Annotated in this window: 14 protein-coding genes; 9 read left to right on the top strand and 5 right to left on the bottom strand. The window is 69.9% G+C overall.

The window, feature by feature from the left end:
• The first annotated feature begins 25 nt into the window (after window positions 1-25).
• Complete coding sequence (locus tag L0U85_RS00645) at window positions 26-487, top strand: hypothetical protein (protein ID WP_241375675.1); 462 nt, start codon at window positions 26-28, stop codon at window positions 485-487.
• Here L0U85_RS00645 and L0U85_RS00640 read toward each other — a convergent pair.
• Genes L0U85_RS00640 through L0U85_RS00625 form a run of 4 tightly spaced genes read right to left on the bottom strand, consistent with a single transcriptional unit; the run spans window position 471 to window position 3,705 of the window.
• Complete coding sequence (locus tag L0U85_RS00640; RefSeq protein WP_241375674.1) at window positions 471-1,739, bottom strand: hypothetical protein; 1,269 nt, start codon at window positions 1,737-1,739, stop codon at window positions 471-473. The genes L0U85_RS00645 and L0U85_RS00640 overlap by 17 nt on opposite strands.
• 9 nt (window positions 1,740-1,748) lie before the next feature.
• Window positions 1,749-2,651 (bottom strand): hypothetical protein, encoded by a 903-nt coding sequence (locus L0U85_RS00635; RefSeq protein ID WP_241375673.1) that lies wholly within the window; start codon window positions 2,649-2,651, stop codon window positions 1,749-1,751.
• 8 nt (window positions 2,652-2,659) lie between these two features.
• Complete coding sequence (locus L0U85_RS00630) at window positions 2,660-2,935, bottom strand: hypothetical protein (RefSeq protein WP_241375672.1); 276 nt, start codon at window positions 2,933-2,935, stop codon at window positions 2,660-2,662.
• A 26-nt stretch (window positions 2,936-2,961) separates the two neighbouring features.
• Entirely contained in the window at window positions 2,962-3,705 is a 744-nt protein-coding gene (locus L0U85_RS00625; protein WP_241375671.1) for a hypothetical protein, read from the bottom strand.
• A 117-nt stretch (window positions 3,706-3,822) separates the two neighbouring features.
• Here L0U85_RS00625 and L0U85_RS00620 point away from each other — a divergent pair, with 117 nt between their 5' ends.
• The 4 genes from L0U85_RS00620 (at window position 3,823) to L0U85_RS00605 (ending at window position 7,426) form a co-directional block, all read left to right on the top strand.
• Window positions 3,823-4,425: a hypothetical protein gene (locus L0U85_RS00620; protein ID WP_241375670.1), complete on the top strand. Its 603-nt coding sequence runs from the start codon at window positions 3,823-3,825 to the stop codon at window positions 4,423-4,425.
• Window positions 4,426-4,605: 180 nt separating this feature from the next.
• Window positions 4,606-4,935: a type VII secretion target gene (locus L0U85_RS00615; protein ID WP_241375669.1), complete on the top strand. Its 330-nt coding sequence runs from the start codon at window positions 4,606-4,608 to the stop codon at window positions 4,933-4,935.
• Window positions 4,935-6,164 carry a hypothetical protein gene (locus tag L0U85_RS00610; RefSeq protein ID WP_241375668.1) on the top strand — a complete coding sequence of 410 codons (1,230 nt, stop codon included), beginning with the start codon at window positions 4,935-4,937 and terminating at the stop codon, window positions 6,162-6,164. The genes L0U85_RS00615 and L0U85_RS00610 overlap by 1 nt, the downstream gene beginning before the upstream one ends.
• Window positions 6,164-7,426: a hypothetical protein gene (locus tag L0U85_RS00605; protein WP_241375667.1), complete on the top strand. Its 1,263-nt coding sequence runs from the start codon at window positions 6,164-6,166 to the stop codon at window positions 7,424-7,426. Before L0U85_RS00610 ends, L0U85_RS00605 begins: the two co-directional genes overlap by 1 nt.
• A 58-nt stretch (window positions 7,427-7,484) precedes the next feature.
• On the opposite strand, the gene L0U85_RS00600 is transcribed toward L0U85_RS00605, so the two are convergent.
• Entirely contained in the window at window positions 7,485-8,279 is a 795-nt protein-coding gene (locus tag L0U85_RS00600) for a hypothetical protein (RefSeq protein WP_241375666.1), read from the bottom strand.
• A 456-nt stretch (window positions 8,280-8,735) separates the two neighbouring features.
• Between L0U85_RS00600 and L0U85_RS00595 the strand changes: the two genes are divergently transcribed.
• From L0U85_RS00595 to L0U85_RS00580, 4 genes are read left to right on the top strand one after another with little or no spacing between them, the layout of a single operon-like run.
• Window positions 8,736-8,993: a hypothetical protein gene (locus L0U85_RS00595; RefSeq protein WP_241375665.1), complete on the top strand. Its 258-nt coding sequence runs from the start codon at window positions 8,736-8,738 to the stop codon at window positions 8,991-8,993.
• A 30-nt stretch (window positions 8,994-9,023) separates the two neighbouring features.
• Window positions 9,024-9,413: a hypothetical protein gene (locus tag L0U85_RS00590; RefSeq protein WP_241375664.1), complete on the top strand. Its 390-nt coding sequence runs from the start codon at window positions 9,024-9,026 to the stop codon at window positions 9,411-9,413.
• Window positions 9,410-12,496, top strand: coding sequence for an ATP-binding protein (locus L0U85_RS00585; RefSeq protein ID WP_241375663.1), 3,087 nt, complete (start codon window positions 9,410-9,412; stop codon window positions 12,494-12,496). The genes L0U85_RS00590 and L0U85_RS00585 overlap by 4 nt, the downstream gene beginning before the upstream one ends.
• Window positions 12,496-14,358, top strand: coding sequence for a hypothetical protein (locus tag L0U85_RS00580; RefSeq protein ID WP_241375662.1), 1,863 nt, complete (start codon window positions 12,496-12,498; stop codon window positions 14,356-14,358). The genes L0U85_RS00585 and L0U85_RS00580 overlap by 1 nt, the downstream gene beginning before the upstream one ends.
• Window position 14,359 lies beyond the last annotated feature (1 nt).

Here is a 14,359-nt window from a genome sequence, read left to right as displayed (position 1 = left end):
CGGCGATCAATCGGAAGGGGGCGCGATGCCGCAGCGGTGGCTGGAAACGATCGAGCGGACGCCTCGGGTGGTGTTCGTCGTCCTGGTCGGCGCCTACCTCATCTTTCTGGCGGTAACACTGTGGGCTCTCAAGGGGAACCTCCGCGAGGCCCGCTCCCCGCGGCTGCGCTGCTACACCGCCGAATGCGCCGCGACGCACCGCGAACCGGTAGGCGTGCTCCGGTCCGGCGTCGACGTGCCGGGGCCGCGGGCCGTCGACCACCTGGCGATCCGCCTCTCGCTCAAGGCCTTCGCCGTCCTGTTCGTTCTCGGGGCGGTCGCGGCGGCCGTCCTGTGGGGGTCGGTGCGGGAGGCGACGTCCGCGGCGCCGATGCCGTTCGCTCTGGTCGCCTACCTGTGGTGGACGCTGCCGCTCGGGCTCGGCTCGCTCGGCGTGTGGGCGGTGATGTCGGGCGCCGACCGCAGGGCGCTCAACCGGCTTCGCTGACCGTGGCCTCGCCGAAGGAGCACCGCCAGCCGTGCAGGTACCGCTCGGTGGGGTCCGGCACGGCGTAGACGTCGACTCGCAGGGCCAGCGCGGTCGTGCGCCCAGGCTCGACGCGGAAGGCGATCCGCCGCGACTCGGCGGGCGCTTCAGGTCCGACCACGGGCATCGGCGACGACGGAGTGGCGGCCTCAACGACGTGGTCGCCCACAGGCAGTTCGATCCACATGCGAGTCCAGGCGGCGGCGACGTGCCGGCCGTCGATCGCGATCCTCGGCGGCGGCACGGCGAACCGGTGCCGGATCGGGACCGCCTCCCCGGTGTCGGCCAGGTGCCGGTCGTGCGGGGCTGCGAGGCCGCGGACGCCTTCGGGCAGTTGCCGTGCCAGCGCCTCCAGTTCGAGGTCGTCCTTGGCGAAGCGCGCGTCGATCAGCACCGCGCCCGTGCCGGGGCTCGGCTCCGGCGACGCGCCGTGCGCGTCCACGACCGTGACCGGCGCGGCCGTCCCGCGATAGGGGCGGTACTCGGTGGGCGGGAACGGCGGCGTCCGGTTCGACCGCAGGTGCTTCCACAGTGCCGTCGCGCCACCTACGGCCAGCAGCAGCGCCGCGACGGCGGTGGCGATCGGCACGACCCAGAGTCGCTGGTCCTCGTCCGCGAAATCGCGGTAGGCGAAAGCCGCGGCGACCGCGACCGCCGCCATCACCGCGATGAGCGCGGCGTTCTCCCGCCGGTCCCTGGCGTGGGCGAGACCGAGCTGACGCAAGTGCAGTCGCCCGCGCGGCCCCAGTGCGCAGCCGTCGTACGGCCCGGGCTGCGGGGCGGCCCGGTCGCGGCGGTGCGCCTGTCCGAGCACGCCGACGTAGTCGAGCTTCACGGTGCGGCCGGGTTCGACCCGCACCATGTGATGGGCCCTGGAGTGCAGGCTCTGGACCTCCACCAGGTGCGTGCCCTCGCGCAGGCGGAGCTTGGTCCTGCCCCAACCGGAGGCCACCGGTTCGCCGTCGACGACCACGACCGGGACCAGGCTCGTCCGCAGTCGGTTGAGGGTCGCCATGAGTTCGCCGGTCCGACGCCGGTCGGTCTGGCGGGCCCGTCGCACGAGCCTGCCGTCCTCACCGAACCGGCAGTACCCGACGCGCAGGTCCAGCGCTCCGGTGCCTGGAGCGTCGGGCTCGGGGAACGGGCAGCCGTCGAATCTGGTCAGTCCCCACCCTCGCGCTGGGGAGCGGAATCGCGGACCCGGATCCGACACGGCGGCGCCTCAGTCGGTCCACTTGATGTCGCCGGGGTCCCCCACCGCATCGGGCCCGTTCGCGAGCAGCCGGTCCCCTCCGGCACTGACCAGGCCGAAGCCGCCGTTGCCCTGGCTCTGGACGCCGTGGCGGGCCGCGGCGCCGCCGGTCACCGAGGCGTGCCTGCCGCCGGGTGTCATGGTGAGGGCCCGCTCGGCGTAGGTGCCCAGGCCGATGAGCAAGTCGGTGAGACCTGACCCTGCGATGTCGACCGGGGAGACCGGGTTCCCGGCGCCCTTCTGGAATCCGAACGTGAACGCCGTCATGGCACCGGTCATGGCGGCGCATCCGGTCGAGATCGACTTGAGCACTGCCTCGAAGCTCTTCACCGAGGCGCACAGCGATGTCGCCACGGTCAGGCAGCCGGCCCGGATCGACTCGGCGCCGACGGCGGTGGCCACGCCTGCGTAGGCGGCGACGTAGGCGACGAGGAAGGCTTCCATGACGACCGCGCAGGCCAGCAGGAACACCCAGTAGACGGCGAGGCAGAAGCCGAGCGCGATGAGCTGGACGCCGATGAGCGTGGCGGTGACCGCGAGCTCGCCGAGCTGGAGTCCGACGTTGCGGGAGGCGCCCTTGAACGCCTCGGCGTCCTCGCCCTTCCAGTTGTCGTCGTCGACCCGATCGGTCTGGGCTCCCAGCTCTTCGAGCGCCTCCCAGTTCTTCTCGGCGAACTTGATCCAGGAGCCCCCGGCCTTGACCATGTCGCCGGGGTTGCACTGGTTCATGTAGATGCTGGTGGCGAGCGCCTGGACCGACAGCCCGAACGTCAGGGCGGGCGGGGCGATCGCGATGGCGCAGCTCTTGATGATCTCCTCGCAGGGCCCCGACATGGACTCGCCCATGTCGTAGAAGGTGTCTCCCGTCGACATGCGGTTCCCTACTCTCCGCCGAACGCTTGGGCCACGGCCGCGTCGCACGCCTCGTAGTCGCTCGCGCAGTCTTCGAGGGCGCCGTGCATGTCGCGGAAGCACTCGGCTGCACCGGCCATCGACTCGGCCACGGTCGAAACCGCCGCGGTGTACGCGGCGGCCATCGGGAGGGTGACGGCCGTGTAGAGGCCGCGGTCGGCGTCCCTGAGATCGGGGAGGATCTCGGCGGCCTCCTCCAGGATGGGAACGACCTGGTTCTCGATGTCGACGCCGAGCTGTCTCACGAATTCGGTGTCGCAGACGGTACCCACTACTTGCCTGCCTTTCGTCGCAGTGATTCGGTTCTCCGGACGGCCTCGTCCATCATCCGGGCGGTGGTCTGACCGGCCTTCTCGCCTTCCTCCGGTGCAGTGTCCATGGTCTCGACAACCTCTTCGGGCAGTTCGGGGCCGAGCCGCTCGCGGGATTTCTCCTCCAGTGCGGCACGGGCCTTGGCGAGCAGCGAGGTGAGGGTCTCGCCGAGCCCTTCGACGCCTCGCCGCCGCGCGGCCGGGCCGATCCAGACCGCCGCGATGAGTCGGGCGGAGCTGGTCGTGACGCCGACGTCGCCCTCCTCGGTGGTGGCGGTGGCCTCGAGGATCTCGGCGGGCGCGACGGTGTCCGCGCCCGCCACGCTCTGCCGCATGGTGTCTAGGGTGGAGCCGAGCGCGGCGGCGAGCGTCGCGTCGAGGTCGGGGTTGCGCGGCAGCGCGTTGGCCGGGGCCTCGATGCCGAGCCGTCGGCGCATCATCTCGGAGACGGCCTCGAAGCCGCCTGTGGCCAGCGCCCGGTGCATGTCGGCCACGGCGTCGGCGCCGGACTCGATGGTCTTGCGGCTTTCGGAGGCGGGCTCTGGCAGGCGCGAGGCGGTCTCGACGATGACGCGTGCGAGCTCGCTCGGGGGCCGGCGGAATCCGGCGGCGGAAGGCTCGACGGCGATCGACCCGTCCTGGGCGGTCCGAACGGTCACGTACTCGTCGATGTCCGTCAGGGTTCGCTCAGAGGCCGGGTCCACCATCGCTCCTCGTTCGTCGCTCGGGCAGTGGGTCTGACGATAGCCGAATCCGTTCCGGACTTAGCGTGTGAGGACATCGGGCGGATAGCCTGGCCGGAGTGACCTCAGGAGGTTCCATTGCCGCACGAACGCCGCAGCGACGCGGGACCGGGCACGGCGCTGCTCCGGATCCACGCGGTCCTGGAGCACGAGTCGGCCGGCCCGGACGCTGGTCGCCGAGGCCGGAGGTCGAGGCCCGACCCGGTTCCGGTCGGCTCGCAGCCGCTTCCGGGCGACCGCGATCGGGGCTTCGCCGAAGAGTTGGAGGGATTCGCGCGCTGGCTCAAGTGGGAGTGGCGTGCTCTGCTGCGGGCCTTGGGCCGCGGCGAGCGGGAGGAGACGAACCGTTGGACGGCCCCCTGGATCGCCCCTCCTCGCGTCACGGTCGAGGACGGGGAGCTCCCGGCGATCTGGGGCGAGAACGAGTATGAGCTGCCCGCGGGGAGCTATCTCGTGGAGATCGCGGTCCCCGGGCCGCCGGGGCACCTGGACCGGGGCACGGCGGTCGGTCTGCGAAGCGACGCGACGCTGTTGTACGAGCTCGATCTCGAGGCCAGCACCACGACGACGATCGAGGCGCATGCCCGGTTGCGGACGCGTATGAACGAGGACGGCACCGCGCTGACGGAGTACTCCGGCCGGATCCGGGCCGTCCGCGGCCCTTGGAGTGACTCGGGTTGACACGGGTCGATGCCGGGTTGCGGCGACTCCCTATCATTCACTGCAAGCCCGATTCACGTGACGCTTCGTCGCGACCACCGAGGCTGATGCCAATGTCCGTCCCAAGCTGAACTCCGACGGCCCGGGCTTCGAGGAACGGTCCGGCCGCAGCCGGAGGTCGGCACATCGAGGAGCCCCCGAATGAGCTCGATCGACATCGACGCAGCGCAACTCAGAGCGGCAGCCACCTCCCTTCGCGGAGTGTCGGCGGAGGCCGCCTCGCTCGCGGATTATGCCCAGGAGGCCGACCCCGACTGGTGGACGTGGGGACTGGGAGGCCTCGCATTCGCCGCCGCCTACTTCTACATCGCCGAAAGCCATGTCCACCCTGCGTTCAAGGAGGCGGTGGACGCCATCGAGGGCCTGGCCGCGAGCCTCGAGAAGTGCGCCGACGACCACGAGGGCAATGACGAAGAGATCGCCGGCGACCTCGCCAGGATCGCCGACGAGCTCGAGACAGGAGGGGCCTGATGTCCGACCAGGAGACGAACTCCGACAACCTCGACTGGGACGAGAACGCCCCGAACCAGAAGCCGACCGTCGCGGAGGACGGCGCATGGGGCGGTGACTGGAAGAACTACTACGACGCTGTCACCGGCGGGGGCTCGCGCAACGCCAGCTTCGACAAGGAAACCGCCATCGTCCCTCCGGAGATATCAACGGGGTTCATCCCCAACGATGCGGACACGGAGTACACCAACACCCACCAGCGCTTCGGCATGTTCGGCGGCCTGCCGGCGCACATCCGGACCGACGGTGACACGGTCGACAACTCCCAGCGAGTGAGCGGCCGGTACCCGAACGGGGGCGACATCCGCTATGAGGGCGGACCGCAGAGCAGCGCCACGGGCATGAACATGCTCCAGAGTGCCGCGGCACCGCTCACTCTGGGCCAGAACACCATCCAGAACATCGGCAAGATCGACAGCCTGAACGACTGGGACGGCTGGACGGGCCTCGCCACCGGCTTGGCCGGGGACCTGGCGGCGGTCGGCAACATGGTCGATGAGTACAACGCGTTCGTCGAGCACATCACCAACCCGAAGTTCGACCCGGTGCAGTGGCTGGCCGGCACGCTCATCGACTTCCTCATCCAGGCGTTCCAGCCGCTGGAGGACCTGGTGGGCCTGGTGTCGGGCAACGAGACCCGCATGAAGGACTCGGCCTCGATGTGGAACACGGTCGCGACCGGCGCCAAGCAGGTCGGCGAGCACATCCAGCAGTCCGGGGTGGACGCCCTGTCGGACTGGGTCGGCCACGACGGCGACGCCGCTCGCACCCGCGTCGACGAGATGGGGGCGTCCGTGCAGGGCATGGGCTTCCTGGCCGAGGGCATGGAGGCGCTGCTGCTGCAGATGGCCGACATCGCGAAGCTGCTGCGTCAGGACATCGTGGATCTCATCGCCAAGGGTGTCTCGTGGATGCTCACCCGTCTGCTGCCGCAGGCCGCGGCGGCGGTGGCGACGTTCGGCGCGTGGGCGGCCAGCATGGTCGCCCAGGGCATCGCGAAGGTCGCGTCGCTGGTGCTGAAGGCGCTCAGCTCGATTTCGAGGGTGGTCAGCACCGCCTCGGAGGCTGCGCAGGTGGTGAACAAGATCCTCCAGGGCATCCAGAATCTCAAGCCGGTGCTCAGCTTCTTCTCCAGTAACAAGAACCTGATCAACCTGGCGGGCGGAGTCGCGGAGCAGGCCTGGTCGTAGTGGGCCTGAATCTCCGCTGGCTGCGGGCGCTCGGTCGGGAGGGCGCCGCTCCGTACGAGTTCGCGAAGCATCCGCTCGGGAGCCCGGCCTCGGTATTCGCGGACGAGTTGTACTCGGTCGACCTCCGCGCCGTCTCCCGTTCCCGCAAGATGCCGGGCCGGGGCGAGGGCGTCCTGGTGCTGGAGTCGGATCTGCGCGGGGGGATCGTCGAGACGGATGCCGATGCCGTGCGGCCGTTCGCTCCGGTGGTGCTCGTCGACGGCGAACCGGTCGTGACCGGTTTCGGGCGCGGCCACATCGGCCTCGATCCGGGCCGCCACCTGGTGCAGGTGCAGTGCGGCGCCTCGGGCGCGTACTGGCCGGTGGACATCGGGCCAGGACGGTTCACTCGCCTGACCTCGTTCGTGTCCCAGCGCCTGGACGAGGAGCCGCCGCTCGGGTTCATTCGGCAGTTCGTGCTGGCCCCCGCCCGCTCGATACCTCCCCGTTTGGGCCGCCGGCCCACCAAGGCGCTCACCGCGGTCGGAGGCTTCGCCGGGTTCGCCGCGGGCGCCTTGGCCGCGTCCGCCGCCGGAATGTCGCTGCCCGACGCGACCTTCCTCAGGCTCCTGTTCTTCCTCGTGTTCCTCGTGCCCGCGACGGTCGGGGCGGTGCTCGGTCACCGACTGGGGCTGCTGCTGGAGAAGGTGTGGAACACGGCCGCCGAGGCCCGCCTGGCGCTTCGCCTCCCGGTCGGCGAGCACCGCGTGGCACCGTGCCCGGGCGGCACGTGGCGCCCGGTCGATCCGCGGGACGAGTCGACCCCCGCGGTCGAGCGCGGCACGGGGGTGCTGCGGCTCGCCATCGCGTATGCGCAGGCGCCCGCGCCGGCCGTCGAAGCGCCCGGTCGGGTGTACGACGAGGAGGCGGTGCGGGCCTCGGCCCGCAGGCGTCGGCAGTTCGGCGAGGAGTACCCGCCGCAGGTGCGGCCGTGGGTCGGCGCTCCGCGCGTGAGAGTGGACGGCGAGGCCGTACCGGCGATCTGGGGCGTCAACGAGTACCGTCTCGGCTCCGGCCGGCATCGGGTCGAGGTCGAGCTCCCGCCGCCGCCGGAGGTGCTGGTGAGTGCGGAGACCGAAGTGGATCTGCCTGCGAGGGCGCTCAGCCGCGAGGTGACGCTGAGCGAGGCGGCGCCGGTCGCGATCGAGGCGATGGCCGTCATCGAGATGGTCCCTGGGCACGACGGCTGGGAGCTCGAACGCTACGCGGCCCGCATGCGGTGACGGCGAAGCCGAGTCGTCTCCGGATGTTCACGGAGATTTCGCGAAGTCCCCTCCTCGCTCAGTGGGCGGACTCGGTGCTCGTCTCGGCGTTGCCGTTCTCCAAAGGCCAGACGGTGGCCTCAACCGAGCCGACGAGTTCGAGCGGCCCGACCAGGGACGCGGTGCGGGCGACGGTGAAGTCGTCGAGGGCGAGCAGGCTGATGCCGCCGCGGCTCTGCGCCACGGCCGCGTAGTAGGCGCCGGTGCCGCGGTCCTGGAAGACCCAGCCGGGCCTGGTGTCGGTGGGAATGGTCGGGACGCCGGTGCGCTGCGAGGTGCGCAGGCCCGTGGTGGCGGCCGTGTCCGGCGCGAACGGCGGCGCGGGTTGCCGGGGTTCGGGCGTGTGCGGGGTGCCGTTCGCGTCGGCGGGGAACTCGGTGCCGTCGGGGACCTGATAGCGGGTGGGGTCGCCCGAGACCGGGATCGGCGGAGGCGTCACGGGCTGGTCGGGTACTGCGATGAGTGCGCGGACCTCGACCTTCCCGGCGTAGAGGTTGACGCCGACGACCCCGATTCCCAAGGCGAGCAGGTCGACGCCGACGGCGAGGAGCACCCGCAGGTTGGGGTCGAGTCCGGTGCCGATGCGCGTCAAGGAGAACAGGCCCGCGGCGAGGGCGAAGACGACGAGGCCGAGCATGGCCCCTGCCAGGGCCACGGGCCGGCTCGCGCGAGGGCGCGGCGCCGAGGGCCACTTCTCGGCGGCCCGCACGCCCCCCAAGGCCACCGCCGAGAGCGCGGCCAGTGCGAGGCCTGCGACGGCGAAGGCGATCGCCGCGACGGTGAGCCGTCCGGCGATGTCATCGAGGTTGTCCATGGTGGCTGCTCCGTGCCTCGGCGTGATCGTTCTTGCGTGGTCGTCGATGTGGCCAGCGGTGAGTGTGCGTGCGTGTCACCTCGTCATCAGCAATGCTAATTCACGGCTCGCGGATTTCGCCGCGACTGGCCACCAGGCCTTATTCTGCGTTCTCCCACCGACACCGAGCGTAGGACATCGACGAGCCCGACTTCAGTGTCGTATTCCCGACACGGGGTGACCGGTGGTGGGGCGTTGAAACAGTTGCGCGATCACGGTTCACTTGTGAGTGCCGGAATTGACAGTCGCGCATCGAGCCGACGACGATGCGCTCCGTCAGGTGCCCGGCATATGATGAACACAGACCCCGTGACGGGTTGGGAGACAAGATTCATGAGTGAAAGTTGCGTTACTTGAGGCCAAAGTGACCTCAGCGACGAGATGGGATTGACGATGATTCAAGAGACACTCTGGACAGTGGCAGAGCAGGTCCAGGCTCAAGACGCCGAGATTAACACCCAGGGCATCATCAGTTTCTTCCTGAGCCGGATCGCCCCGATCCTGCTCGCCATCCTCGGACTCATCTTCATCGCCCGCGCCAACAAGGGCGAGGTCAGCCGCGTGCTGACCTCCTCGACCATCGCCATCCTCGGCATCGCCTTCATCGCAGGAGCAGTCGTCCTCGTCGCCGTCGGCGGCGGGCTCGTCGACGTGCTCTTCAGCGAAGGCGAATAGCCGACTCCCCAGCCCGGTTGGAGGACGCCCATGCGCTTGCGCACCGACGACGACATCTACCGCGCCAGGCTGCTCTACCTCGGCCCGCCCGGCTACACGCTGCCCGTCCACCTGCCGTACGCCCAATACGGCGTCTTCGCGGCCCTCCTCGCGCTGTTCATGTTCGTCCGCTGGCTCTTCACCCGCGAGGTCGAGCTCTTCCCCTCAATCGAGATCTCCCTCGCCCTCGTGGCCACTTCGCTGATCTTCCGCTATGTGGACGCCGACCGCCCCGCCGCCACAGTGGTCCGCACGCTGCTCACCGACTGGAAGCACACCCGTGACGCGGGCGCCGAGACGCGAATCCCGGCGTATTCCACCCGATCGATCAGGCTGCGTCCCACACTCGTGGAGACCGTCCGACAAGAGGAGCGCCTATGAGCGGCGAGGATCGCCGACAGCCCGTCGCCAAGTTCTCCGCCCCCCGCCCACCGGCCCCGGTGCGCGAACGCGAACGCGCGGGAGACCTCGACGACGACGCCACCGCCCTCGCGGACGCGGTGTTCCGAGCCGAGCCCGTCACAGGCCAGGGCAAGGCCGAGCCGCCGAGCCCGCAGCAGTCGCCGCCCGAGTCGACTCGACACACGTCTCCACCTGCGCCGACCTCGCCGCGGTCCACAGGTTCTCCACAGGGTTATCCACAGGAACGGCCGAGTTATCCACAGGGTCGTCCACAGCGTTACCCACAGGCCCCGACCAGCGGGAATCCACAGGGTCATCCACAGAACGCAGGGAGTTATCCACAGAGAGCCACAAGTTATCCACAGGGCACTGACCAGCGACGCGGAAGTGTTTCCACAGGTCAGTCCCGAGCGCCCAAAGCGGGCCATCCGGACTCGCGGCACGCGCCCTCGCGCGAGCTCGTCCCCTTCAAGGAGACCCACAAAGAGGCCGTCGTCAAGACGACCGACAGCAAGCCCGGCCGCGTCCCCAAACCGGTCAAGAAAGACAAGGAGCGCCAACCGCTCCGCGAACTCTCGCTGACCGAGATCGCCGGGCACGCCACCTTCACGCCCACCACCGTCACCGCCTGGTACGCACTGACGGGCGTGCGCTGGTCCTTCCGCCCCGACCTGGAGCGCGAGGCCCTCATCACCGCCATCGCCGAGCAGTACGCCGGCCTCGCCGGGATGCGGATCCACCTGCGGCGCACCACCCAGCCGTTCCCGGCCGACCAGTGGGCCCGCGCCGTCGACCAGAACACCGCCCACCCGCTGCGCACCGTCCCCGGCGGCACCAGCTGGTCCGAGCACCTCGTCGCCGCGCAGCGCCACCTGCACTCGCTCTCCCACGCCGAGGGCCAGACCTACCTCGGCATCACCTTCGCGCGCCGCTCCATGTTCGACAACCTGGGCGAACGCGTCGGCCGCGTATTCGGGCGCGGCACCAAACTGTCCGAACGCGAGCGCATCGAGAAACGCAGCCTCCAGTTCGACGAGGTCCTCGGATCCTTCGGCGTCAGGGCCCGCCGCGTCACCACAGCCGAACTCGAATGGCTCATCTTCCGGTCAGTGGCGCTCGGCATGGAACCGCCTCGCCTGCTTTCCGGCTCCAACAGCGAATGGGAGACCGGCGACGTCCTCGCCCTCTCCGAGGCCATCGAGCGCTACCGCAGTCCCTACGGCTCCACCGTCAAGCTCATCAACCGACTCACCGGCGAGGAGAAGCACACCGCAGTGCTCACCGTCGGCCGCATGGAGGAACTCGAGATCCCCCAGCGGCACGAGCCGTGGCTGCACTTCCACGAGCGCTGCCCCTGGCCGCTGGAGATCTCCAGCCGCGTCGACGTCCTCGGCGCCGGCGAGGCCTTCCGCGACCTCGACCACCGGCTGCGGATGATCCGCAGCCAGCAGCGCGACTACGACGACCACGCCATGGACGCCCCGCCCGAGCTCCAGCGACTCGCCGAGCGCGCGCTCAACGTCGGCGACGAGATGACCACAGGCCTGCCCATCGACGCCGCGCGCGCACACGGCTGGCACCGCATCGCCGTCACCGCCGACACCAAGGAAGAGTGCCTCGAGCGCGCCCGCGTGCTCATGCAGATGTACCAGCGCGAGATGCGCATCAGCCTCCAGCACCCGAAGAACCAGGACTGGCTCGCACGCGAGTTCATCCCCGGCGAGCCCGTAGCCTCGACCGGCTACGTCCGCAGAATGCCCGTCAAGCTCTTCGCCGCCGCACTCCCCCAAGCCGCCTCCACCGTGGGCGACCAGCGCGGCGACCTCATCGGACGAACCGCCGGGACCTGCCGCAGGCCGGTCTTCCTCGACCTGCACTTCGCCACCGAGGTCCGCGAGCGGTCCGGCCTGAGCGTCTTCGTCGCCGAACCCGGCGGCGGCAAGTCCACGCTCATGGGCGCCCTCGGCTACCTGGCCGCCAGGCGCGGCGTCCAGGTGACGCTCCTGGACCCGTCCGGCCCACTCGCGCGCCTGTGCGAGATGCCGGAGCTCAAGCCGTACTCGCGGGTCCTCAACCTCACCGGCTCCGAATACGGCACGCTCGCTCCGTACGCACTGATCCCGTCGCCTCGGCGCGAGCACTACGACGACAGCCCCGAGGGCCAGCGCGACTACGACATCGCCGTCTCCAACGCCCGGTCGGAGCGCCGCATGCTCGTGCAGGACATCTGCGCGATGCTGCTGCCCCCGCAGGTCCAGCGGGAGGCCGCGACGGCCCGATTGCTGCGCCACGCCGCCCGTCACGTCCCCGCCGAGGAGGACGCCTCGCTCGAGGACATCGTCGCGAGCCTCCAGGACTCCGAGGACCACGTCTCCGGCGACGGCGCCGAGCTGGCGGCGCTTCTGCTCGACACCGCCGAGATGCCGCTGGCCAAGCTGTTCTTCGGCAACGCCGACAAGGGCGTCCTCGAAGACGACACCGCGCTGACCGTCATCACCATGTCCGGTCTTCGCCTGCCGGATCTGGGGATCGAGCGCGAATACTGGAGCGCCGAGGAGGCCCTGGCCCTCCCGATGCTCCACACCGCGCACCGCCTCGCCGTCCGGCGCGCCTACGGCGGCGACATGAACCGCCGCAAGCTCGTCGGCCTCGACGAGGCCCACTTCATGGAAGGCTGGAAGTCCGGGCGCAGCTTCCTGGTGCGCCTCGCCCGCGACTCCCGCAAGTGGAACCTGTCCGCCCTCGTGGCCAGCCAGAACCCCAAGGACATCCTGGGGCTCGACGTGCAGAACCTGGTCAGCACCGTCTTCGTCGGCCGGATCGCCGAGGACACCGACGTCGCCGAGGACGCCCTCAAGCTGCTGCGCGTGCCCACCGGCGTCGGCTACGAAGGCGTGCTCGCGTCGCTGAGCGAAGTCGACGCCACCGAGACGAAGCGGCTCCCGTACCGCGAGTTCGTGATGCGCGACGTCGACGGCCGCGTGCAGCGCATCAGGGCCGACTTCGGCTGGGTTCGCGGCCTGCTCGACTACCTGAACACCACGCCAGGGGAGGACAAGTAGTGACCGACCCCTCCAGTCCCGCGGCCCGCCACACGGGCCGGTTCGCCCGCTTCCTCCTGATATTGGTGGCCGCGTGCGGTGCGCTCGTCCTCGCGCCGGGCGGCGCGAACGCCCAGGACAGCAGCGGATGCTCGGACTGGGAGTGGCACAACGAATGGGAGCAGTGCCTCGACAAGATCTCCGACTCCCCCGAGGTCGAATGCAGCGAGGCGCCGACCCCGTCCAGCCCGGACTCCGGCATGGCCGGCTGGTTCGCCGAACCGAGCCTGCCGGACAAGGGCGAAGGCATCGGCCAGTACAGCCGCTACGGCTACGCCGGATACCAGCTGCCCATGTACGCCTCGAAGGAGCTGAGCGTCGGCGGCCAATGCATCGACTCGCTGAGTCTGCCCGACGGGGCCGACACGGCGAACGCCTTGGCGAACATGGAGTTCAACACCTCGACGGCCGTCATCGGCGCCTCCAACTCGATGCGCCAGGCCGCCTGGGACCCGCAGCGGCTGTGGGGCTGGTCGAACGAGTTCATGGAGACCGGCAGCGAAGCCGTGTACAGCCAGGTCTTCACGATCTTCGGCGCGGTGACGGTCGGCGTCGTCGGCCTGTACCTGCTATGGCGCAGCCGGCAGGCCGACATGAACAACGCGGTGACCACGACGGCCTGGGCGGTGCTGATCCTGGTGCTGGTGACGGCGGTGGCGCGCTGGCCGGTGCAGGCGGCGAGCTGGGCCGACGAGGGCATGTCCGCCGGTCTGAACCTGAGTCAGGGTCTGATTCAGGACGAGGCGGCAGAGGGCTGCATCAGCATGCCTGGCTTGAGCAACAGCGAGTACCGCGAGACCCGTCGGGCGAACCCGGACGCGGACTGCATCGACACGCGGAGCGCGGCGGTGAAGGCCTCGGACATGTCGACCGGCGACGTCCTGTACCAGAACTGGCTGCGCGCCATGCTCGGCCAGGGCGAAGAGGTCACCTTCAACCAGGTGAACGGCGAGGATCTCGAGGACGACGACGGCAATCCGCAGATCCGCAGCTCGAACACCGCCTACAAGTTCGGCCCGGCACTGTATGCGGCGCAGGCGATGTCGTGGACCGAGAATGAACAGTCCGAGCAATCGACCGGCGAGCGCGCGGACATCATCGAGGAGAAGCGGGAGAACTGGCGGAAGCTGGCCACGCTGATCCAGCAGGAGGACCCGGAGGCCTACGAGCACCTGACGGGCGGCCGAGCGTGGGAACGGACCGGTTCCGGCCTTCTCGCGCTCCTGACCTCGCTGTTCTTCTCGCTGTTCGACCTCACGGCGTCGGTGCTCATCATCCTGGGCTTCATGATCGTGCGCTTCGCGGTCATCGCGCTTCCGATCATCGGGACGGTCGCGATCCTGCGGCCGGCCGGCGGGCCGTTCAAGCGGCTCGTCAACATCGTGCTCGCGGCGGTCATCAACGTCATCGTGTTCGCGGTGGCGGCGGTGATCTACCTGTTCGCCGCGGACCGAATACTCGGGGCGAACCTGCCGAGCTGGATGCAGGTCATGCTCATCGGCCTGGTCGGAGTGGCGGCGTGGCTGCTGCTGCGGCCGTTCCGACGGCTTTCGAGCTTCCAGGGCGCGGGCGGACCCACCGACGCGCTCTTCGGCCGCACCATCGACAAGGAGCGACGCAAGGAGACCGAGATCGAGCGGCGCCGCGAGACCGTCCGCCAGGGCGAGACCCGGCCGGAGTCGAGATCCGATGTCGGCCAAGTCAGACAGACGGATCGAAGTGAGGGCCGGGCGGCTCCCCCCGAGCAGCAGCCCGGTCAGCAGCCGAGCGGCGCATCGTCCTCGGCAGGCGGGGGCGTGTACACCCCGCCAAGGAGGGACTAGT

It is taken from the genome of Glycomyces sp. L485 (assembly GCF_022548875.1).
In the GTDB taxonomy this organism is placed as follows: Bacteria; Actinomycetota; Actinomycetes; order Mycobacteriales; family Micromonosporaceae; genus Glycomyces.
The sequence above is the reverse complement of the archived record's forward strand: the minus strand, read 5'-3'. Positions and strand labels throughout refer to the sequence as shown.